The 21,496-nt window shown below is 51.3% G+C and carries 17 protein-coding genes; 9 read left to right on the top strand and 8 right to left on the bottom strand.

Annotated elements, in window-relative coordinates; translation table 11 throughout:
* Positions 1-36: 36 nt before the first annotated feature.
* A complete protein-coding gene (locus Q0721_RS07940; protein WP_299027959.1) occupies positions 37-744 on the bottom strand; it encodes an RluA family pseudouridine synthase in 708 nt (235 codons plus the stop codon).
* A 99-nt stretch (positions 745-843) separates the two neighbouring features.
* Between Q0721_RS07940 and Q0721_RS07935 the strand changes: the two genes are divergently transcribed.
* Positions 844-1,152 (top strand): antibiotic biosynthesis monooxygenase, encoded by a 309-nt coding sequence (locus Q0721_RS07935; RefSeq protein WP_299027954.1) that lies wholly within the window; start codon positions 844-846, stop codon positions 1,150-1,152.
* Positions 1,149-2,306 carry an iron-containing alcohol dehydrogenase gene (locus Q0721_RS07930; protein ID WP_299027950.1) on the top strand — a complete coding sequence of 386 codons (1,158 nt, stop codon included), beginning with the start codon at positions 1,149-1,151 and terminating at the stop codon, positions 2,304-2,306. The genes Q0721_RS07935 and Q0721_RS07930 overlap by 4 nt, the downstream gene beginning before the upstream one ends.
* 4 nt (positions 2,307-2,310) lie before the next feature.
* Here Q0721_RS07930 and Q0721_RS07925 read toward each other — a convergent pair whose 3' ends face one another.
* Complete coding sequence (locus tag Q0721_RS07925) at positions 2,311-3,153, bottom strand: DegV family protein (protein ID WP_299027947.1); 843 nt, start codon at positions 3,151-3,153, stop codon at positions 2,311-2,313.
* A 35-nt stretch (positions 3,154-3,188) separates the two neighbouring features.
* Positions 3,189-4,670: a pyruvate kinase gene (gene pyk, locus Q0721_RS07920; RefSeq protein ID WP_299027944.1), complete on the bottom strand. Its 1,482-nt coding sequence runs from the start codon at positions 4,668-4,670 to the stop codon at positions 3,189-3,191.
* Between the two features lie 182 nt (positions 4,671-4,852).
* Between pyk and Q0721_RS07915 the strand changes: the two genes are divergently transcribed.
* The 4 genes from Q0721_RS07915 to Q0721_RS07900 all read left to right on the top strand — a co-directional run bounded on the left by Q0721_RS07915 (position 4,853) and on the right by Q0721_RS07900 (position 9,386).
* The gene (locus tag Q0721_RS07915; RefSeq protein ID WP_299027941.1) at positions 4,853-6,100 is read left to right on the top strand and encodes a radical SAM protein; all 1,248 of its coding nucleotides are present in this window, start codon (positions 4,853-4,855) and stop codon (positions 6,098-6,100) included.
* Positions 6,101-6,196: 96 nt separating this feature from the next.
* Positions 6,197-7,120 carry an ornithine carbamoyltransferase gene (gene argF, locus Q0721_RS07910; protein ID WP_299027938.1) on the top strand — a complete coding sequence of 308 codons (924 nt, stop codon included), beginning with the start codon at positions 6,197-6,199 and terminating at the stop codon, positions 7,118-7,120.
* A gap of 21 nt (positions 7,121-7,141) precedes the next feature.
* Positions 7,142-8,353 carry an ornithine--oxo-acid transaminase gene (rocD, locus tag Q0721_RS07905; RefSeq protein WP_299027936.1) on the top strand — a complete coding sequence of 404 codons (1,212 nt, stop codon included), beginning with the start codon at positions 7,142-7,144 and terminating at the stop codon, positions 8,351-8,353.
* 106 nt (positions 8,354-8,459) lie between these two features.
* On the top strand, positions 8,460-9,386 hold the full coding sequence (locus Q0721_RS07900; RefSeq protein WP_299027933.1) for a DMT family transporter: 927 nt from the start codon (positions 8,460-8,462) through the stop codon (positions 9,384-9,386).
* On the opposite strand, the gene malQ is transcribed toward Q0721_RS07900, so the two are convergent.
* Genes malQ through Q0721_RS07880 form a run of 4 tightly spaced genes read right to left on the bottom strand, consistent with a single transcriptional unit; the run spans position 9,383 to position 15,594 of the window.
* Positions 9,383-10,897, bottom strand: coding sequence for a 4-alpha-glucanotransferase (gene malQ, locus Q0721_RS07895; protein WP_299027930.1), 1,515 nt, complete (start codon positions 10,895-10,897; stop codon positions 9,383-9,385). The genes Q0721_RS07900 and malQ overlap by 4 nt on opposite strands.
* Positions 10,898-10,926: 29 nt before the next feature.
* Entirely contained in the window at positions 10,927-12,393 is a 1,467-nt protein-coding gene (locus Q0721_RS07890) for a glycogen synthase (RefSeq protein ID WP_299027927.1), read from the bottom strand.
* Between the two features lie 11 nt (positions 12,394-12,404).
* Positions 12,405-14,405: an amidohydrolase family protein gene (locus tag Q0721_RS07885; RefSeq protein ID WP_299027924.1), complete on the bottom strand. Its 2,001-nt coding sequence runs from the start codon at positions 14,403-14,405 to the stop codon at positions 12,405-12,407.
* 31 nt (positions 14,406-14,436) lie between these two features.
* Complete coding sequence (locus Q0721_RS07880) at positions 14,437-15,594, bottom strand: CinA family nicotinamide mononucleotide deamidase-related protein (protein ID WP_299027921.1); 1,158 nt, start codon at positions 15,592-15,594, stop codon at positions 14,437-14,439.
* Between the two features lie 665 nt (positions 15,595-16,259).
* On the opposite strand from Q0721_RS07880, the gene Q0721_RS07875 reads away from it, so the two are divergent.
* Genes Q0721_RS07875 through Q0721_RS07865 form a run of 3 tightly spaced genes read left to right on the top strand, consistent with a single transcriptional unit; the run spans position 16,260 to position 19,298 of the window.
* Positions 16,260-16,625 carry a YraN family protein gene (locus Q0721_RS07875; protein WP_299027918.1) on the top strand — a complete coding sequence of 122 codons (366 nt, stop codon included), beginning with the start codon at positions 16,260-16,262 and terminating at the stop codon, positions 16,623-16,625.
* Positions 16,612-17,631 carry a tRNA (adenosine(37)-N6)-dimethylallyltransferase MiaA gene (gene miaA, locus Q0721_RS07870; protein ID WP_299027916.1) on the top strand — a complete coding sequence of 340 codons (1,020 nt, stop codon included), beginning with the start codon at positions 16,612-16,614 and terminating at the stop codon, positions 17,629-17,631. The genes Q0721_RS07875 and miaA overlap by 14 nt, the downstream gene beginning before the upstream one ends.
* The gene (locus Q0721_RS07865; protein WP_299027913.1) at positions 17,613-19,298 is read left to right on the top strand and encodes a long-chain fatty acid--CoA ligase; all 1,686 of its coding nucleotides are present in this window, start codon (positions 17,613-17,615) and stop codon (positions 19,296-19,298) included. The genes miaA and Q0721_RS07865 overlap by 19 nt, the downstream gene beginning before the upstream one ends.
* A gap of 29 nt (positions 19,299-19,327) precedes the next feature.
* On the opposite strand, the gene Q0721_RS07860 is transcribed toward Q0721_RS07865, so the two are convergent.
* Positions 19,328-21,448, bottom strand: coding sequence for an acetate--CoA ligase (locus Q0721_RS07860; RefSeq protein WP_299027910.1), 2,121 nt, complete (start codon positions 21,446-21,448; stop codon positions 19,328-19,330).
* Positions 21,449-21,496: the final 48 nt, after the last annotated feature.

Raw genomic sequence — 21,496 nt, 5'->3', positions numbered from 1 at the left:
GTAAGAGTGTCCCGGTACCCCCGGGATGCTCTTGCTTTAAGCAGGTATGAGAATTTCGAGCAGGGAAGTGAAATCGGATGGGTAGGGGGCCATCAGGGTTATTCTCTTCCTCGGCGATTGAGGATGGCGGAAAGACAGTGCAAAAGCATGAAGCGCGACACGCTGAGTGGCAGGTGAATCGGGAGCCAAGGGGTATATAGGCCGATTCGGAGGCACAGGGTGGGGCTTATAAAGTTTATCGCCAAGAATTTGTAAGCCTAAAGCACTCAAGTGAGCTCGAATTTGATGCGTGTAGCCACTTAAGGGTTGGGCCTCGAGGAGCAGAAAGTCGTTCTCAAGACGTTTTAAAATGCGAAAAATCGTACAAGCCGGCTTGCCTCGAAAGGGATCTACCACTGTACGGTGACGGCGGTCAGCGTCAACCCTTAGGGGGTGGGTAACTTCAATCTCTTCCTGAGCCAGATGTCCGTAGGTGATTAGATGATAAATCTTTTGAACCTGACGACGTTCAAATTGAAGGCTGAGAGACCGATGGACCTGTGCATTGCGCGCAAAGAGCAAAACCCCACTGGTGTCGCGATCCAGCCGGTGGACAACCCATAGGCGGCCGAAATGCTCACTCAGCAAGTGACTAAGAAACGGTTTCGCCGCATCGTACCCATCTTGAATTGTCAAGATCCCAGCGGGTTTGTTAACGGCTAGAAGGTGTTCATCTTCGAAAAGAATTTCTATTGGTAGGTTCATAGGAGTAGTAACCTTCTTCTTGGCAATTGTATCAAATCCTCAGGTGAGCCTGCGATAAAATTATCATGAATTCCAAACGGGCTCGAAGGGAGGCTGATTATGCACATTGTTCTCGTTCACGTCCATGTGAAGGAAGAGGCACTTGATGCTTTTAAGGTGGCCACGTTGGAAAACGCTCGCCATAGTATCGAAGAACCGGGGATTGTGCGCTTCGACGTATTGCAACAGGTAGAGGACCCAACTCGATTTGTCCTAGTGGAAATTTACCGCCAGCCCGAAGACCAGGCAAAGCATCGAGAGACCGCTCATTACCAAAAATGGCGAGACACGGTTGCAGAAATGATGGCGGAACCGCGTCAAGGTATCCGTTATATCAACCTGTTCCCTAGTGATGAGGCGTGGAAATGAAGCCTTTTGAATTTGCTACGGCGCAGCGAATTCGTTTCGGGTGGGGAGTTTTGGAGGAATGTGGGGATATTGCCAGGACCTTGGGAAATCGGGCATTCCTGGTACGGGGTAAGATGCACCCTGATTTACCACGCCTAAAAGAGCTATTGGCTCAAAGTCAGGTTGGTGTTGAGGAATTTGTGGTCACGGAAGAGCCATCTGTAGATCTGGTCAGGCAAGCCGTGGACCAAGCGCGGGCAACAGGGTGTGATTGGGTTATCGGTTTTGGGGGAGGAAGTGTTCTAGATACCGCCAAGGCAGTTTCGGCACTGTTGACTAACCCCGGACGTTTAGAAGATTATCTCGAGGTGGTAGGTTCAGGACGGGCGCTTACAGTGCCGGCCGCGCCATGCTTGGCCATACCAACCACCGCCGGCACTGGCTCGGAGGTAACTCGGAATGCCGTTCTAAGTGTGCCGGAGGCAGAGATTAAGGTCAGTCTGAGAAGCCCTTTGATGCTACCCACCGTGGCGTTGGTGGATCCCGCATTAACGTGTTCTCTGCCTTCTCAAATTACGGCTTACACCGGCATGGACGCATTAACCCAAGTCCTGGAGCCGTATGTTTCTGTGCGTGCTAATCCAATGACCGATTTGTTTTGCCGGGAAGGGCTGCAGCGAGCTGGTTGGGCCCTCTTGGCCGCTTTTAGGGATGGCAGTGACAGAGAAGCGCGAACAGCCATGGCTTGGGTGAGTTTGTTGGGAGGGCTTGCTCTGGCGAATGCAGGCTTGGGGGCTGTGCATGGTTTGGCAGCCCCCATTGGCGGCATGTTTAAGGCCCCCCACGGGGCAATCTGTGCGCGATTATTGCCATTGGTTACGCGTGTCAATCTGCAAGCCTTGCGTAGCCGTCAGCCTGAAAACTCGGTTCTAGATCGTTACCGTGAGATTGCAAGGTGGTTGGTCCGACGTGAGGAAGCACAGCCAGAAGACGGGGTGACCTGGTTAGAAGAAATGGTGAGTACGCTGGGCATCCCCGGTTTAGCAGCGTATGGGATGACCCGGCAACATATCCCCACCGTTGTAGAAAGGGGCTTGCGTGCCAGCAGTATGAAAGGTAACCCCATTGTCCTTACCGCCGAGGAATTGGCAGCAATCCTCGAAGAAGCGCTGTAGCATACTAGGCGGCGGTAAAGTAACTCACTCCTAGCACACCCGGACCGGCATGGACCAAAATGGCAGGAGGCAGATCACAGATAGGAACGTTAGACAGGCCAAGAGTAGTCTTAAACTCTTCGGATAGTCGTTGGGCTTCTTCTTGCGCATCGCCGTGCATGACGGTAAGGAACGCATTATCGTTGCGAGGGCACTCACTATACACAAGTTCCTTCAACCGCTCTAAAGCACGGCGTTTTGTGCGCTGGGATTCCACAGGCTCGGTGCGGCCATTTTTGAACTGTAGAATGGGCTTAATTTGGAGGAGGCTACCCACTAGCATTTGAGCACCGCCGATCCGACCGCCCTTATGTAAATACTCTAGTGTATCCACAACGAAGTAAACCCGCTCACGGACGGCCCATTCTTTTACCCGCTGAATGATGGTATCGGCATTCTCGCCTGCTTGGGCCCATTGATGAGCTAGGCGTACAAGGGTGCCAAGGCCGGCTCCAATGGTACGTGTATCTACGATCCGAATATCTGCTCCGGGAAAGTCCTTAGCAGCCACCTCTGCGCTTCGGTAGGTGCCACTAACCTCTGCAGAAGGGGCAAGAACAATAACTGTGTTGCCGGGTTTGGCATATTCCTGATAGATTGGGTAGTAGAGGGCGGGAGGAGGCGCCGCTGTTTTGGGCAGTACTGGCGAGGTTTTCAAGCGCTGCAGGAATGTTTTTGAGTCCATTTCGTAATCATCCCGATACGTCTCATCCCCAATTACAATAATTTGGGGAATGTATGGGATGCCTAAGCGCTTGGCTTCCTCAGTGGGAATCGTGGAGGTTGTATCTGCTACTATAATAACCATCGAATGAGTCCTTTTAGAAAACCAGAGTAAAAATATTATACCCGAGGATGGGAGCGAATGGCATCCCATTCTCCTATAGTGTAGAGCAGGGCAAAGTTAGGTGGCCGCCGTAACCCGACTGGAAAGCCAGTGATCACAACGATCTGTTGTCCCGGTTTGATCGTCGTGGCCGAACGGATGGCAGCCTCTAGGCTCAGGATCAAGCTTTCAACCGTTGAGGAGAATGGCACCAGGAACGGGGTTACACCCCAGTACATTCCCAGCCGCCGGTATGTACGTTCTTCGGGCGTGAAGGCGAGAATGGGTACTTCTGGGCGGGATTTCGACATCAGTAGAGCAGTTTTTCCGGTTTGGGTAAAAACGGCAATCCCGGCGGCCTGGCGATCGTGAGCAAGTTCTCGCGCAGCGCGGGTAATGGCAAAAGCATTCTCTTCGCTGGCATCAACGGGACTGGTGGCGTAGTGCCCCCAGGTTTTGGCGTTGGCTTCTGCTTCCCGAATGATGCTATCCATCATTCTGACGCTTTCTATCGGGTATTTACCGCTTGCGGTTTCGCCCGAGAGCATCACAGCATCTGTGCCATCGAAAATAGCATTAGCAACGTCCGAGGCTTCGGCTCGGGTGGGGCGGGGGTTGGAAATCATTGAGTCGAGCATTTGGGTTGCGGTAATGACGTATTTAGCGTGGCGGTTGGCCATATCAATAATGCGCTTTTGAATAATCGGCACAGTAGAGGGGGAGGTTTCTACTCCCAGGTCACCTCGGGCTACCATGACCCCGTCGGCTACATGGATGATCTCATGGAGGTTCTCAATGGCTTGGGGACGCTCTAATTTGGCGATGATGGGGGTGTCGGCTTTCTCTGGGGCCATCTGGCGGATGGCATTGCGTACCGTTTCTACGTCTTCTGCTGTGTGCACAAAGCTGATAGCTACCACGTCCACCCCGGCCCGCAGACCAAATTCCAGGTCAGCGCGATCTTTTTCGGTAAAACAGGGGATCCCCAGCGAAACTCCCGGTAGATTGACGCCTTTATGCGGGTATAAGATGCCCCCTAGTATGACTTGGGCTTCGATGATGCCATCTTTGACGTCAAGGACTTCCAACTCCAGGTGACCATCGTCGAGCAGGATTCGATTGCCCTTTTGTACAGCACGGGCCAAGTTTGGAACTTCCATAGGAATAAGGGTGTGCTCACTAAAATGGTGGGCAGAGTCACGCAGTTGTTCACTGGGGGCTAATAAGATTTTCTCTCCAACGTTTAGGGGAATCCCCTCTTTGGGTAAATCGCCCACGCGCATTTTGGGGCCTTGCAAATCTTGCAAGATGGCAATGGGTTTGTCAAGTTCTCGAGAGATTTTGCGAATGGCGGTAATACGAGCTGCATGTTCTTCATGTGTGCCATGGGAGAAATTGAGGCGTGCGACATCAAGCCCTGCTTCAATCAGATGACGAAGCGTCTCCTCACTTTCCGAGGCTGGACCAATTGTGCCAACGATTTTCGCCCTACGTTCCATAGATCCTCCTGTGGATGGAATTAAGGATAACACGAATTGAACAAAAGTGATGCGGAAGGTCAGCAGGATTAGGCATGATGTTCGACACTTATTGGATCGAGCTGGGTGCTATTAACATGAAGCATGTGAGACGGTAAGTTGTCTTGCCGGCCGATGGTTTTTGATGTAAGGGATGGATTGCGATGACTCTATGGGGTTATGTGGATGAAGATGGGCGCTTGGTCATTCCCGATCCTCTGGCCAAGATGTATGGTGTGAGACCAGGGGCAAGGTTTGTGGTCTCAGAAGATCAAAATGCGCTTCGATTGAACCGTTCTCCGCTTCAATTGAACCGGATTTACTTGGAGGTGACAAATCAATGCAACCTTTCTTGTGCCATGTGTATCCGTCGCACCTGGCATGAGCCAATGGGCTTCATGGGCGAGGAGGTTTTTCAACGCTTGGAATCGGATCTCTGGGATCTGGAACCCAAGCCTTCGGTATGTCTCAGTGGGTTAGGAGAACCTCTTTTTCATCCCAAAATTGTAGAATGGGTATGGCGATTGAAACAAACAGGGGCAAGTGTCGAGATTATTACGAATGGAACCCTGCTTTCCCGTGAACGCTCTAAAGGGCTGATTGAGGCGGGATTAGATGTGCTGTGGCTTTCACTGGATGCGGCGGATCCCATTCAATATCAGGCTATCCGGCAAGGGGCCGTTTTGGAGCATGTGATTGAGAACCTTCAAACCTTCAGGGCTCTACGTCCCCCTAGCCATAAGCCTACGCCCCAAATTGGAATTGTGTTTGTGGCAATGCAAAGCAATTTGCATGAACTTCCCCAGGTGATTGAATTGGGACAAAAACTGGGGGCGGTGCATTTTATTGTCAGCAATGTCTATCCCTATACAGAGGAAATGGATAGAGAGCGATTGTATGTTTATTCACCGAAGAGCATTACCTACTTTAAGTCACCTTGGTTGCCCACGTTGCGTTTCCCCAAAATGGATTTAGAGGCTTCAGAGGCGGTGCAAAAAGCACTGCATCTGGCTTGGAGTGGTCTTTGGAACCTTGAATTTGGTGGCATCAACTTGAGCCAGACCTGCGATCATTGCCCTTTTGTTGAACGAGGTAGCGTGGTGATCGGCTGGGACGGACGGATCAGTCCATGCATTGTGCTCTTGCGCTCTCATACCACATATTTGCATGGAAAACCCCGGCAAGTGCGAGCCTATTCAGTGGGGACGCTTGGCAAGCAATCTCTCCAGGAGATATGGATGGCACCCGATTATGTTGCTTTTCGGGAGCGGGTCCAGGCCTTTAGTTTTTCACCCTGTACCTTTTGTGGGGGGTGTGATCTCTCAGAATCGAATGAGGAGGATTGTTTGCGCAATCCGTTTCCAACCTGTGGAGGGTGTTTTTGGGCCCAGGGAATTATCCAATGTCCCTAGAGGTTTTTGAAGCATTGCCCGCCTGTATGGGAAAATTGGTTTTGCTCATGATATACTTTGCATGTAAATTATTCCCAGAGAGGACTGGAGCAAGCCATGAAGCGCGATTTTATTCATGTCTCAGATTATTCTCCTGTTGAGTTACAAGCCATGTTGGATCTGGCCATCCAGCTCAAGAAAGAATGGCAGGCTGGAGGGAACCCGCCTCTGCTGAAGGGCAAAGTGCTGGGAATGATCTTTCAAAAACCCAGCCTACGTACTCGGGTGAGTTTTGATATGGCCATGCGTCATCTGGGGGGCGATGCCCTTTATCTCTCACCTAATGAGATTGGTCTGGGTCAACGTGAATCTATCGCCGATGTGGCGCGTGTGCTCTCGGGTTATGTGGATGCAATCATGGCACGGGTATTTGCCCACGAACATGTTTTGGAATTGGCAAGATGGGCCAGCGTGCCGGTTATTAATGGGTTGAGTGATTATAACCATCCCTGTCAGGCGATGGCCGATGCCTTAACAATCCAGGAAGAATTTGGCAGTCTAAAGGGGTTAAATGTCACTTTTGTGGGTGATGGTAACAACGTAGCCGTTTCCTTGATGCATATCTGCGCAAAGTTGGGGGCAAACTTCACGATTGCCTGTCCGGAGGGTTATGACTTACCTTCGCAAGCCGTTGAACTGGCCCAATTTTTTGCATCTACCAGCGGCAGTCGCTTGCGTTTCCTGCGCGATCCTCATGAGGCCGTGCGCGATGCGCATGTGATCTATACGGATACCTGGACCAGTATGGGACAGGAAGCTGAGGCTAAAAAACGTGAGGCGGTTTTCCCACCTTACCAGGTGAATGCGACGTTAGTTTCTGAAGCACGTCCGGATGTGATTGTCATGCACTGCTTGCCGGCTCACCGCGGTCAGGAATTGACGGATGAAGTTGCAGATGGACCGCATTCGCGCATCTTTCCGCAGGCTCATAACCGCTTGCATGCCCAAAAGGCTATTCTGGTTAAGTTACTGGCGAGCTGAAACGGTCAAGGGTGAAAAGATATGGTGACAAAAACACACGAATTAGTTGAACTGGAAGAGCTCTATGGCGCGCACAATTATCATCCCCTGGATGTGGTACTTACACGGGGTGAAGGAGTGTGGGTTTATGATGTTGAAGGGAAGCGCTATCTCGATTGTTTGAGCGCTTACTCTGCTCTCAACCAGGGGCATGTTCACCCGCGTATCCTGGAGGCCATGATTGAACAGGCGAAGAGAATTACCCTGACCTCGCGCGCATTCCGGAATGACCAATTGCCCCTTTTTTACAAGGAAATCACTGATCTCACTGGGTATGAAATGGTGTTGCCCATGAATAGCGGGGCAGAGGCTGTAGAGACCGCGATCAAAGTAGCCCGGAAGTGGGCTTATCAGGTTAAAGGAATCCCTCGTTATGATGCCGAGATCGTTGTGGCGGAGGGGAATTTTCATGGGCGCACAATTACGGTGATTTCTTTTTCTTCTGAACCTTTGTATAAAGACGATTTTGGACCTTTCACTCCTGGTTTCGTGACCGTTCCTTATGGAGATGCTTCTGCCCTCGAACAAGCAATTACCCCGAACACGGCTGCTGTACTGCTGGAACCCATCCAGGGAGAAGGGGGGGTCAGAGTCCCACCCGAGGGTTACTTAAAACAGGTTAGTGAGATTTGTCGTCGCCATCATGTGCTCTTTATTGCCGATGAGATCCAAACCGGGTTGGGACGAACAGGTAAGTTATTTGCCTGTGATCACGAAGGGGTACGCCCGGATATTATGGTCATTGGAAAAGCCCTTTCAGGCGGTTTCTATCCTGTTTCGGCTGTGCTTGCAGATCGCGAGGTTTTGGGGTTAATCCAACCGGGTGAGCATGGTTCTACCTTTGGGGGCAATCCTCTAGCGGCGGCGATTGCGCGGGCAGCTCTGCGTGTGATCACTGAAGAAGGGTTGATTGAAAATGCAGCCCGAATGGGAGAGTACTTCCTGGAACGTTTGACCGAGATCCCTCCCCGATATATCCAGGAGGTGCGGGGAAAGGGCCTCTTGATCGGGGTAGAGATGAAGCACGAGTTGGGTAATGTGCGACGGTATTGCGAGGCATTGCGCGAGCGAGGTATCCTGGTCAAAGAAACGCATGAACATGTTATTCGATTTGCGCCTCCTTTGATCATCACCCAGGAAATTATTGACTGGGCCATGCCTCACATTCAGGATGTGCTTACTGCTGATCTGTGAAGGAAGGTTTGGTTAGTTGTTTTGCTCCTAAGGGTTGTTGTCTCCCCTTGGGAGCGATTTTTGTATCAACCGATGCAGGGTGAGAATCCCCAGGATAAAAGACACTGTGAAAGGGCGCTTTTCGTCTGTTGTTCCTTATCTTGTCCTTCTATTAGGAATTCTCGCTATTTCGACGGCTTCCATCCTAATTCGCTTTGCCCAACGCGAAGTCCCCTCGCTGGTTATTGCGGCATACCGTCTTGGGATTGCTACCCTCCTTTTGTTGCCAGTGGGCTGGCGGCAGAAAGAGTTTGCCCCTCTTTCCGCCCGTGAACGCTTATGGGTTCTAGCAAGTGGGCTTTTTTTAGCCTGTCACTTTGCTGCTTGGATCACTTCCCTTGAGTACACCACCGTGGCCAGTTCTGTCGTTTTGGTGACCACTACACCTTTGTGGGTGGCGCTTTTCTCTCCCTTGCTATTGCGTGAAAAAAACCGCCAAGAGGTCTGGCTGGGGTTGGTCTTGGCAATGATTGGGGGAATTTGGATTGGGCTTCACCAGAGTTGTAGGATAGAGGGACTGAGATTAATTTGTGGGTGGGTGAACCCGGATCAGAAAAGTACCATCTGGCTCGGAAACTTGCTGGCTCTCTCGGGGGCATTTTTTGCCTCGGGTTATATGATTGCAGGACGGCGGGTCCGTCCTAAGTTATCTTTACTTCCTTACATTACAGTTGTATATGGTGTGGCTGCGATTGTGCTTTTGGGGTTTGCAGTTATAACCCGCCAGTCTCTATGGCCTTACTCGCCTCATGCTTTGATGTACTTAATGGCTCTAGCAGTTATTCCTCAAATCGTGGGACATTCAGCGTTTAATTGGGCCCTTCGCTTCCTGCCCGCCTCTTTTGTAACTTTGGGACTCTTGGGCGAACCAGTGGGGACGATAATTCTGGCCTCCCTGTTTCTTATGGAGATGCCCACCTGGAGTGAAGTTTTGGGAGGCGGGGTCATTCTGCTGGGTATTTACCTCGCCTCCCGGGCTAATCCTCCTAGTTAGATTTCTTCAGAAGCGGTTGGGGTAGGGTTGCGGCGGAATAAGAAGTTAATCTCAGCCAAGCGCTCGGCCAGGCCAGGGGTCAGGTCGGTGGCTTTCATACGCCACGCCCAGTTCCCATAAGGTCGTCCGGGGTAATTCATGCGTGCTTCATTCCCAAGGCCGAGAACGTCTTGCATGGGGGTCAGGGCCATGATGGCGACCGATCCCCAGATTGCTCGAATCATGTACCAGGCAATGTCTTGCTCCTTACAGGCTAGGTAGCGGCGGGCATAATCCCGGGATTTCTCGTCCACGCGCTCGTACCACCCTCGTGCAGTGTCATTATCATGGGTGCCAGTATAGGCCACACAATTCTTTTCATAGTTATGAGGTAGGAAGGGGTCCTCAGGACCACCCTCAAAACCGAATTGCAGGATTTTCATCCCCGGGAAGCCAAAGTGCTCTCGTATTGCGACCACATCTGGGGTAATCACGCCCAGATCCTCGGCAATAAATGGCAGATCTCCCAAGGCATCCTGAATTGCTTCAAAGAAAGGGATCCCAGGGCCGGGTACCCATTGCCCCTTCTCTGCGGTGGGCTCGCCGGCAGGTACTTCCCAGTAGGCAGCAAAGCCTCGAAAATGATCCAGACGAATGATGTCCACGACTTGCAAGGTGGCACGAATACGTTCAATCCACCACGCATAATTATGGCGAGCATGGTAATCCCAGCGGTAAAGCGGATTGCCCCATAACTGACCGGTGGGTGAAAAATAATCCGGGGGCACACCGGCTACAACAGTTGGGTTGCCTGCCGAATCGAGGTAGAAAAGCTCAGGATTGGCCCAAACGTCGCTGCTGTCGTAGGCAACGAATATGGGAATGTCACCTATAATGCTAATTCCTTTACTATGAGCATAGGCGCGCAAAGCTTCCCATTGGCGAAAGAACAGGAACTGAGAAAATTGGTGGCGCTCGATGCATTCACTATGCTGCTTTTTGAATTCTTCTAAGGCCTGAGGATGCCGTTGGCGTAGCGGTGCCTCCCATTGGTTCCAGGGAGCCCCTCCGTGTGTTTCTTTGAGCGCCATGAAGATGGAAAAGTCCTCTAACCAAAAGGCTTGAGCATGTCTAAAAGCCTCAAAGTCCTCAGCCCATGGAGTGGGGTTGTGTCTGAAATGATGGAACGCTCGCTCTAGCAGATAAAGTTTCCAGGGAATGACCTCTCCAAAGGAGACGAAGTCGTCAGAAAAGGTAGGACGCCGATCTAAATCTTCCTTTTGTAGCAATCCTTCTTCATAAAGCAAAAGGGGGCTGATCAGATAAGGGTTTCCGGCAAAGGCGGAAAAGCATTGATAAGGAGAGTCCCCATAGCCGGTTGGACCAAGGGGAAGCACTTGCCATAAAGAACATTGCGAGTCGGCTAGGAAATCAATCCAGTGATAGGCCTCGGGTCCCAGGTCGCCAATTCCGTCTGGGCCGGGCAGGCTGGTGGGGTGTAAAATGATGCCGGATGCGCGTGTAAATTTCATGCAGGGTCCTCCAGGAGTGCTGAAATTCGTTATAAGTTAAGTAACTTTTTGTAGAGTTCAAAGTAAGTGCGGGCTGAGCGCTTCCAGGAGAAATCCTTTTGCATGGCCCGCTTTTGAATCTCCTGCCAAAGTGTGGGATTGTGAAAGCAATCCAGAGCCTCATGGAGTTTCTGAGCAAAAGCCTCGGGGGTGGCTTCTTTGAAAAGGAAGCCTGTAGAACGCTGGAGCGTAGGATCATCATCGATGGTGTCTTTCAATCCCCCTGTGGCGCGTGCTAAAGGAATACACCCATAGCGCATTGCGATCATTTGGGCCAGTCCGCAGGGTTCGTATCGCGAGGGCATCAGCAGGATGTCGCCACTGGCATAAAGGCGCCGAGCTAGTTCTATATCGATCCGCTGAATGAAACGAGCCCGCTCAGGGTAAGTTCGGGCAAATTCATGACACTTGTTTTCCAAAACTGGGTCACCGCGACCAAGGATAATTAGGTTCCAAGCCTGATTGTGCAGCTGCATTAAGCCGTCTAGAGCAATGTCAATTCCTTTTTGTTGGTCCAGGCGGCTGATAATGATCAGGAGCGGAGTCTGCATTTGGCGATCCAGTTGCATTTCGTGTAGCAGTGCTTGCTTGTTGATCTGGCGTTGGTGAAGTGTTTGCCAGGTGTATCGGTTGACCAATGCAGGATCCTTGGCTGGATCCCACTCTTGTTCGTCCAGGCCGTTCAAAATACCACTTAGGTGTTCCTTGCGCCCCTGCAGAAACGTTTCCAACCCACAACCGTACTCAGGGGTCAGGATTTCTTCAGCGTAGGTTGGAGAAACTGTATTAATGTGGTCGGCTGCCCATAGTCCCATCGGGAGGGGCAGGCTTTGGGCCCATTCAGGTAATGCTGTTAGGTGGGCAGGGGGGATTTGGAAGCGCTGTAAAGCGGGGCGGGCTTCCTGTCCCATAAAAGGTAAGTTATGGATGGTGAGCAAGGTACGTACATGTTTGAGAGCTGGATGTTCGATTTGGCGCATGCGCAACATATAGATCGTCAGTGCAGTGTGCCAGTCGTTCGCGTGAAGGATCATGTTTCCCCAAGTGGTAGCCAGTTGCTCGGTCAGAGCAAGAGCAGCCAATGAAAAGAAGACGAATTTGTCGCCGTCCGCTTCGCCACCAGAGTAAACCGGCGCATCAGGGGGGATGGGTGGGCCACTGATCAGGTAGAGCGGGAGGCCTTGATAGTCTGCCTGGTAGATAGAAGCCGGGAGAATCTCGCCCGTGAGCGTTTCAATATTCACTTCGGTGAAGAGGTGGCGTGTCTCCACCCTATCGGCGAGGCCTGCGTGCATAGGGAGTACCAGGCGTGCATCACATAAGGGTGGATCAAGGCGGCGTAAGGCGCGGGGTAGAGAGCCGGCTACATCTGCCAGGCCCCCGACTTTAATTAGAGGAGTGGCTTCAGCAGCCAAAAAGAGCACATGCAGGGGGGATGAGGAGGGCACAGATTCCATCAAGACCTCGGTCACGATTGAAGCGAGAGGTTGCTCTCCAGAATCATTTCAATATAATCCTGAGAAGTGGCGTTTTCAGGAGAAGCTCCCAATTGCTGGATTAAGTCTATCATGCGCTGGGATTTCTGCTCCGCATCCTTGCGGCTCCAGGTGCGGCTCTTTACCTCCAGGAAAGTGCCCAGCGGTGGGTGCTTCACACTATCTACATTGACGAAAAACTCTGTTCCTTGAAAGCGCACCAGGTAACGATAGCGCTCTTTTTCAATTTCAACAATCTGCTGGGGCTTGAAGTACTCACGGTAGAAGCGAAGACTATGGGTAGCTGTAGCCAGATAACGACTACGGGAGAGCAAAACCTGTTTTGGAAATTGACCTTCACGACTAGGGCCAATCAGAGTTAACCGGGTACGTACGCGAGAAACACGCCCGTCTTCTTCAACAAAGTGATCCTCACGAAAGCGCAGCCGACTATTCTCGGGTGGGCTAAAGAGGAAGTAGGTATCATATTCCTGGTAATGGCGGCGGCGAAGAATTTCAATTTCCGGATGACTTTCAATGGTTTGACGAATTGCCAGTGGGTCCTCAACCAGGACCTTAGCCTGTACTTCAAAGGATTCCTCTTCCGCAGTTTCTTCACCCAAGGCGAGTAATTTAGAGAGCAGAGATTGTTCACGCTGGATCAAGAAGGCATCAATGCGCCGGGCATAATCAAGACTAGCACGAATGAGATCCGCCTCGTTGAGGCGAAGAAGCTCGCGATCGCGCATTAGCCAACGCCCATTGACCATCACGTCAGTCACGTCCGTTGATTTGGCGGCGTAAACGAGTTGGGCGTATATGCCTTGAGGGTCGCGATGAAAGCGGGGTGAATTATGCAGTGCTCGTAAGTCTACTAAGATCAAGTCGGCACGCTTGCCGGGCTCAAGTGAGCCAACAAGGTGACCTATGTGAAGGGCTTTAGCGCCGAGGCGGGTTGCCATGGCTAGGGCCTGGCGCGCGGGCAGCGCGGTTGGGTCACCGCTAGCACCCTTGGCGAGGAATGAAGCCAAGCGCATTTCCTCAAATAAGTCCAGATCGTTATTAGACGCTGGGCCATCGGTGCCAATACCAACGTTAACTCCTAGTTCCAGCATGCGCTTTACCGGTGCAATGCCGGAGGCTAACTTTAAATTCGAAGATGGGTTGTGAGCAACCCCTGTATTGTGATGAACTAAGGTGCGAATTTCGCCTTCATCGATGTGAACACAGTGGGCTGCAATGACTTTTGCCTGAAGCACGTTTTGTTTCTTGATATAGGGAACCACCGGCATTCCCTGTTCAAGTCGCATGGTCTCCACTTCTTGCTGAGTCTCGGAAACGTGAATGTGGAGGGGAACATCAAACTCCATTGCCAGTTCAGCAGCTGCTTGCAGCATTTCTGCTGTACAGGTATAAGGGGCGTGTGGACCAATGGCGGGGATGATCAGGGGATGTCCTTTCCAGTGCTGGATGAATTCACGGGTATAGGCAAGAGCCTCTTCAAATGATTGGGCATCAGGAGTGGGAAACTTAAGCACCGTCTCTGCACACACAGCGCGCATACCAATATCAGCGGTGGTTCGTGCAATCTCATCTTCAAAGTAGTACATGTCGGCAAAGGCAGTTATACCGCTTCGGATCATCTCCGCACAAGCGATTTGGGTACCTAGGCGGACAAAATCAGGAGAGACGAATTCTCGTTCTACTGGCATCATATAACCCAAGAGCCAAACATCTAACCGGAGGTCGTCTGCCAGGCCGCGAAGCAGGGTCATGGGTACGTGGGTGTGAGCGTTGATTAATCCGGGCAAAAGAACCTTGCCCTGACAATCAATGGCTTGGAGGGAGGTATACTGGGTAAGGATCTCGTTCTCTGGACCCACGGCCAGGATAGTGTCTCCTCGGATGGCTAATGCGCCAGGCTCATATGTGCGGAAAGCGTCGTCCATGGTTAGAACAATGGCGTTTTTCAGGATCAGATCAGCGGTTTGCATAAGTGAAAAACTCCTAAAATGAGATCAAATTCTATGGTAGATACTGGATTAAGGTGCGGCGCAAAAAGTCCAAGGTCACATTGGTAGCCCAAATAGGGCGGTTCAACGGGGGACCGCCAAAATAGCGTTTTTCAGACTTCTGTACTCCTGGCGTTCTAAGATATAAGTCAAGCTCAGCTTTATCGGGATCACCTTTTAGACTTGCAATCAGGAAAACGTCAGCTGGTTCTTCAAATAGCGCGCTTTCCCCCTCTACAGAGGGTCTCTCTTCTGGGCAAGGGGCCTGTCTAATTTCAGCATTGAATTTATCAAGAGCATGCTCAATGGTTTGGGTGAGAGCGCCATTTAAACCGCACTCAAGTAGGTTGAGTGACCAATTCAGTGTGCGTAGCAGTTTCGCCACTACGCTGGCAAGGGTTTCATTGTCTTCACCATAAAGGGCTTGACCTAAGAGAGGGCGAATCTCGCTAGCAAGGGTTTCAATCATTTGATCGGCTTCAGCCTCTGAGGCGGCTTTGGCAGTGATACGGATATCGACCATGCCGGGATGTGCCGAGAGCCCTACCGTTGGATTACTAAAACGTTCGTAGTCTGCCAACCATTCATCTATTTGAGACTCAGGAACACCGGCAGTTCGCAGTACGCGTGTTTTGATGATCCCCTGTAGGCCAAAGCGTTGGCGAAGGTAGGGAATGACGGTTTTTTCCATTAGAAATTCAAGTTCACGGGGGACACCGGGTAAGCTAATCACCACGCGCTCACCTGTTTCGAAATAAAACGCTGGTGCCGTACCTACTGGGTTTTCAATGGGCACCGCACCTTTTGGAATATAGGCTTGGCGACGTGCGTTTTCTCCAGGGGAACGGCCAAAGCGTTGGTAGCGTTCTGTAATTTGTTGCCAAAGTTCTGGGCGAAATTCCAATGGCACCCCAAAGGCCATGGCAATGGCTTCGCGGGTGGGATCATCCACTGTAGGACCCAGCCCCCCGCTGGTAATAACCACCTCAGCCCGCTGAAGTGCCTCTTGAACAAGTTGTGCAATGCGTGCTGCATTGTCCCCCACTAGGTTTGCTCGATACATGTCGATGCCCAAGTCGCGAAAGACACGCGCAATGAAGCGAATGTTGGTGTCCTGGATTTCTCCAAGGAGTAACTCTGTCCCAATGGCAATTACCTCTCCTGTCGCCATAATAATTACTCGTCTCCATTCAATACTTGATCTCCGATTATACTCATCCTCCAAGCACCGCGGGGGATGATGAGATCGTTCCCTTCGAGTACAGCGAGTGAGTCCAAATGTGCAATGCCTTCTATAAGATGTGACGGCTCAGTGAGGAGTGGGTAAACGTTTTTTATCCATGGGTTTGAAGGCTCCTCTCGCGCCTTGTTCTGGCATTGAAGCACTAGGACAGCTATAAGCGTCGGTTGCGAGAAAAATTCCACCAGGGCGCTTTCCATAGACTCATCTGTACTGTAGGTGTCCCAAATGCTCAATGCAAGAGAATGCCCCTTAATCTTTTTATTGCTAATCACCCGATTTAGGTTTTCAAGGATGTTTCTTGTTTCAGGGCAGGATCGGTCACCACTGAGAGGAGCGATGACACCAAATTGAATAGTTTCCTGTGACTGAATCACGAAGCAACCCGCGGGATCAGGACAAGGATAGGTTGCCTGGGTACACCCTGCTAGCGCGAGTAGGAGGAAAACTGTCAATAGCAAGAAACTAGGTTGAAACAAAATCATTTCGCTTCAGAGATATATCCAGAGTTTAGCACAGAAGGGAGAAATTTCCAAACCGAAGACCAATTTTGAGAATATGGTAAAGGTAGGTTAAAATCAAGGTTGAGAACCGCTATGAAATCCCACAATCGTTCACTAGGCGCTTGGGGTGAGCGCTTGGCTGCCACATTTCTGACCGAACGTGGTTTTGAAGTTCTGGGACGAAACATTTACACTCCTTATGGAGAACTTGATTTAGTGATTAGGCAAGCCGACGAGGTTGTTTTTGTAGAGGTTAAGACGCGTGCTTCAGACACATTTGGATGGCCTGAGACAGCCCTTACCCCCAGGAAGCGTGAGCGTCTTTTGAAAGCGGCTCTGTATTATCTAGAACAGCATCCAGAATTTGAGGGAGATTGGCGGATTGATGTGATCGCTATCCGTCGGCTGACGGGTGATACCTCTCCAGAAGTGATATGGATTGAAGATGTCTTGGCGTGAGATTCCCTACCCAGTGGTTGTCATTGTTGGCCCGACTGCGGTGGGTAAAACTGAGGTAGCCATCCAAGTCGCTCAGCATTTGGATGCTGAGATTGTGTCTGCGGATTCGCGGCTTTTTTACCGTGGTATGGACATCGGAACGGCCAAGCCTTCGGTGGAAGAGCGCCAGCACGTTCCCCATCATCTAATTGATGTGGCGGAACCTGACGAGATATGGAATCTGGCGCTTTACCAGCGCGAGGTCGTGCGCGTTATCGCTGATATTCATCGGCGGGGAAAATTGCCCCTTCTCGTGGGAGGAACGGGGCAATATATACGGGCGATAATTGAGGGGTGGGAGATTCCTCCCCAAGCACCAGATACCCGATTACGGCACGTACTAGAACGGTGGGCGCAAGAAGTTGGTGCTAATGCCCTGCATCAGAAATTAGAACTATTAGATCCTGTCGCGGCGCAATCTATTGATCCCCGTAACGTTCGGCGAACCATCCGGGCATTGGAGGTAATTTTTAGAACGGGAAAGCGCTTTTCGGCCCAACGGCGGCGCGGGGGAGTTCATTATTCGTTTTTGATCATCGGCTTAAAACGCCCACGGCCGGAACTTTACAGACGTATTGATCAACGAATTGAGCAAATGCTGAATCAAGGGTTGGTAGGCGAAGTACAGGCGTTGCTGGCTAAGGGGTATTCCCCCGATTTGCCCCCCTTGACGGCGATTGGATATCGTGAAATTATTCAATATTTAGAGGGGAAAATTTCGCTGGATGAGGCTGTAACCCTAATCAAGCGGCGCACTCGGGACTTTGTACGCCGTCAGGCGACGTGGTTTCGTGAAGATGATCCTCGTATTCACTGGCTCGAAGTGGATGAATGGACGGTGAAACGTGTTCTGGCTCTGATAGAGGATGAGCGAGCCTGGCAGATTTATTGTGGAGAAGATGAAAGAAAGATCCAATCCCAGGTATCTGAGAAACAGGAGCAAGGCCGATGGAAAGACCCTGGTTAAGGCATTATGATCGGGGTGTTCCGTATACAATTAACTACCCTGAGGTAGCACTCCCCTGGTTTCTAAAGCAAGCCTCTCAGCGCTATCCTCTTCGACCCTGTACCATCTATCGCGATCAGAGGCTTTCGTATGCTCAAGTTGAAGCCATAAGCACGCACCTAGCACGGTGGCTGCGAGAGTTGGGAGTACATAGAGGGGAGCGTATTGGGCTAGCATTACCTAACTCGCCTCAGTTTGTGATCGCTTTTTTTGCCGTTCTAAAGGCAGGTGGCATTGTAGTAGCACTAAATCCAGCCTATAGAGAACGTGAGTTGGCCTACCAGATCGCCGACGCAGGGATCCAGACCCTTATAGGGGTTCGCGCGCTGAGAGAGACACTGGTCTCTCTTTCTGAATATACTCCTTTGGAGCGTTGGATTCTCACCGATGATGAGGATTTGAGAGGGCTTGAGATTTGGTCAGAGCCTCCCGAAAAGGGAAGGGCCTTGTTACGCAGTGAGCGTGAAATGGCTTTATCTGAATTATTGCACGCGGGATTCGAAGGACTGCCTGCTTTGCCTATATTGGGCCCTGATGATGTAGCCGTTTTTCAGTACAGCGGGGGCACAACGGGGACTCCCAAAGCAGCGATCGGATTGCACCGGAATCTGGTGGCCAATACCCTGCAATTTCGCCATTGGTTGGTAGGAATGCAAGAAGGCAATGAGGTGGTCTTAGCGGCCATCCCCCTTTTCCATGTTTATGGAATGGTTATTGCCATGAGTGTGGGAATAGCGTTGGGGGCCAGTCTAGTGCTAATTCCTGATGCAAGGGACACCGATCAGGTGATCCATCATATTCAGGCATACCGGGCTACGCTTTTTCCGGGTGTCCCTTGGTTGTATCAGGCAATTAACCGTCATCCCAGCGTTTTGGCGAGAGCAGTTGATCTTTCTTCTGTCAAAGCATGTATTTCGGGATCAGCCCCTCTATTGCGTGAAACCAAGCAGGAGTTCGAGCGACTGACGGGTGGGAAGGTAATGGAAGGATATGGTCTTTCAGAAGCGCCAACCGCTACTCATTGTAATCCCATGTTCGGTGAAAATCGGATTGGCTCAATTGGTTTGCCTCTCCCCGATGTGGATTGCCGCATTGTCAGTTTAGAAGATGGTATAACTCCCTGTAATATAGGTGAGGCTGGAGAGATGATCATTCGTGGACCTCAAGTGATGGCAGGTTATTATCGGCGTCCTGAGGAAACTGCACAGGCTCTGCAATCGGGTTGGCTTTACACAGGAGATATTGCCTATATGGACGCAGAAGGCTACTTCCACCTGGTGGATCGCAAAAAAGATCTGATTAAAGTGGGAGGTTTTCAGGTCTGGCCAAGGGAAGTAGAAGAGATCCTTGCAGCCTACCCAGGAGTAAAAGAGGTTGCGGTGGCGGGGATACCTCATCCTCAAAAAGGCGAGGTTGTCAAAGCCTGGGTTGTTCCGGATCCTGGGATCAGGCTGGAGGTTGAGGATTTGAAGCGTTGGTGCCTAGGACATATGATTCGTTACAAGGTACCTGAGGTCATCGAATTTGTACAGGCTTTACCCCGTACTGGTGTGGGCAAAGTCCTGCGGCGTGAATTGGTGCGCATGGAAATTGAGCGAGCCCGGAAAGATGAAAAGGCCGGCATTTAGCCGGCCCTAAAAGCGCATGAAAGTGGTTTTTACTTCAAGGGTTTCTTCTTCAAGATGATGCGCGCATCAACCACCTTGACACCTTTGCCGACCTCGTAGACCAATACAGGATTGGCATCTGATTCGTTGATTTCATCAGCAAGGTCAAGGATCATGGTTGCGTAGCGGCAGATCGCGTCCGCCAATGCCTGACGATCGCGAGGCCCCTCGCCACGAACCCCTGCCAAGACGGGAGCTCCTCGGATCTCATCGAGCATCTGTTGCGCCTGAGCCGTTGAAACAGGGGCTACACGGAAAGTCACATCCTTGAGCACCTCAACAAAGATACCACCCAGCCCAAACATTACCGTGGGACCAAAGGTAGGATCATTGATGGAACCCAAAATTACTTCGGTTCCCCAGGGAGCCATCTCCTGCACGGCAATGCCATGGATGCGAGCATCGGGCTTGTAAGATTTGGCGTTATTAATGATGGTTCGATAGGCTTCGCGAACCCCTGCATCATCTTTGATGTTGACCTTAACCCCGCCCGCGTCCGATTTGTGGATAATATCGGGGGAGACAATTTTCATAACCACCGGAAAGCCAATCTCGTGGGCTAGACGAATTGCTTCCTGCTCACTGGTTGCCAAGCGCGTTTCAGCAACCGGTAGATTGTAGGCGGCAAAAACTTCTTTGGCTTCGATTTCGGTGAGTACATCGCGCCCTTCTGCGCGCGCATGGGCAATAATTCGGCGAGCATGTTCAGGGTCGTTAGGCTCGCACATGGTAAAGTTTTCGCTCAGGGTTTCCTTGTTGCGGGCGAATTCACGCAAGGCGGCCAAGGCATTGACCGCAACATCGGGCGCACCATAAGCCGGGAGCCCATGTTCAACTAGCCAGCGCATTGCCTCTTCACAACGCTCACCACCCACAAAAGATACTGTCACAGGCTTATCGGTGACACCGCTTTCGTCAATGGCGCGCTTGATGCTCTCGGCAATCTCTTGAGGATTAGTCATCGCTGTTTCACAATATAAGACTGCTAAACCATCTACCCAGTCGTGCGGAAGTGCGTGGCGAATGGCGTCGAAATACCAATCTGATCCCGCCATGCCGGTTAGATCTACCGGATTCTTGGGAGAGCCAAATTCTGGCATGTATTGGCGTAACTCATTTTGGAGGTCGGCTGGAGCAAACTGAAGCGGCAAGCCATATTTTTCAGCCGCATCGGTGGCTAATACGCCTACACCGCCTCCGTTTGTGATGATCAGTAAATGATCCCCACGCATTGGCGGTTGTAGTGAGAGAGCCAAAGTGCGGTCAAAAAGGTTATCGAGATCGCTGGCTTGTACCACCCCGGCCTGCTGGAAAGCAGCCCCATAAACCCGTGCAGCACCAGCCAAGGATCCTGTGTGCGAAGCCGCTGCCGCTGCTCCGTGGGCAGAGATCCCGGCTTTGAGGGCGATAATGGGTTTACGCGCGTTGCGTGCGGCTTCAATAAAGCGGCGGCCTTCCTTGAAACCCTCGATATAAAGAGAGATACAAGAAGTGTTTTCATCCTGATCTAGCCAAGTGATTAGATCAGCGAAATCAACATCCGACATGTTGCCAATGGAAATGAGTTTATCAAAGCCCACACGCCGAATAAAGGTTGCTGCGTCAATGGCAATCAGAAGGGCACCGCTTTGGGAAACTAATGAGGCTTTGCCGGGCAAGGGGAGGAAGGGGGCAAATGAGCCGTTGAAGCGGTCTGTATTGTTGAGCACACCCACAATATTGGGGCCAAGGATGCGCATTCCATAACGATGAGCGGTCGCTACTAGGGACTGCTCAAGGTCTTTTTGACCCACCTCGCTAAAACCTGAGGTGATGACGATCAACCCCTTGACACCCTTCTGTCCGCATTCTTCGACGGCAGGGAGCACTGCTTTTGCGGGGATGGTAATAATAGCGGCATCCACGGTGTCGGGGATGGCAGAGACATTGGGATAGACTTTGAGGCCCAGTAATTCGGTTGCATTGGGATTAACAGGATAAATGCGCCCCGTGTATCCTCCTTCTATAAGGTTTTTTACTACGGTGTAGCCGATTTTTCCGGGCTGAGTTGACGCGCCAATAACGGCCACGCTGCTTGGGCGCAGTAACCTATTCAAAGCATCTTGGTCCACGGTATCCTCCCATTTCTGGTGTCATTAACATACTGGATTTTAACTGCA

It is taken from the genome of uncultured Thermanaerothrix sp. (assembly GCF_938028735.1).
Taxonomy (GTDB): Bacteria; Chloroflexota; Anaerolineae; order Anaerolineales; family Anaerolineaceae; genus Thermanaerothrix.
The sequence above is the reverse complement of the archived record's forward strand: the minus strand, read 5'-3'. Positions and strand labels throughout refer to the sequence as shown.

Excerpts from the sequence above, each read along its gene's own strand:
- Q0721_RS07875 (WP_299027918.1), top strand. The coding sequence starts at position 16,260 with ATGAAATCCCACAATCGTTCACTAGGCGCTTGGGGTGAGCGCTTGGCT.
- Q0721_RS07885 (WP_299027924.1), bottom strand. The coding sequence starts at position 14,405 with ATGCAAACCGCTGATCTGATCCTGAAAAACGCCATTGTTCTAACCATG.
- Q0721_RS07935 (WP_299027954.1), top strand. The coding sequence starts at position 844 with ATGCACATTGTTCTCGTTCACGTCCATGTGAAGGAAGAGGCACTTGAT.
- pyk (WP_299027944.1), bottom strand. The coding sequence starts at position 4,670 with ATGGAACGTAGGGCGAAAATCGTTGGCACAATTGGTCCAGCCTCGGAA.
- Q0721_RS07880 (WP_299027921.1), bottom strand. The coding sequence starts at position 15,594 with ATGGCGACAGGAGAGGTAATTGCCATTGGGACAGAGTTACTCCTTGGA.
- Q0721_RS07925 (WP_299027947.1), bottom strand. The coding sequence starts at position 3,153 with ATGGTTATTATAGTAGCAGATACAACCTCCACGATTCCCACTGAGGAA.
- rocD (WP_299027936.1), top strand. The coding sequence starts at position 7,142 with ATGGTGACAAAAACACACGAATTAGTTGAACTGGAAGAGCTCTATGGC.
- Q0721_RS07940 (WP_299027959.1), bottom strand. The coding sequence starts at position 744 with ATGAACCTACCAATAGAAATTCTTTTCGAAGATGAACACCTTCTAGCC.
- miaA (WP_299027916.1), top strand. The coding sequence starts at position 16,612 with ATGTCTTGGCGTGAGATTCCCTACCCAGTGGTTGTCATTGTTGGCCCG.
- Q0721_RS07930 (WP_299027950.1), top strand. The coding sequence starts at position 1,149 with ATGAAGCCTTTTGAATTTGCTACGGCGCAGCGAATTCGTTTCGGGTGG.
- malQ (WP_299027930.1), bottom strand. The coding sequence starts at position 10,897 with ATGAAATTTACACGCGCATCCGGCATCATTTTACACCCCACCAGCCTG.
- Q0721_RS07890 (WP_299027927.1), bottom strand. The coding sequence starts at position 12,393 with ATGGAATCTGTGCCCTCCTCATCCCCCCTGCATGTGCTCTTTTTGGCT.
- Q0721_RS07865 (WP_299027913.1), top strand. The coding sequence starts at position 17,613 with ATGGAAAGACCCTGGTTAAGGCATTATGATCGGGGTGTTCCGTATACA.
- argF (WP_299027938.1), top strand. The coding sequence starts at position 6,197 with ATGAAGCGCGATTTTATTCATGTCTCAGATTATTCTCCTGTTGAGTTA.
- Q0721_RS07915 (WP_299027941.1), top strand. The coding sequence starts at position 4,853 with ATGACTCTATGGGGTTATGTGGATGAAGATGGGCGCTTGGTCATTCCC.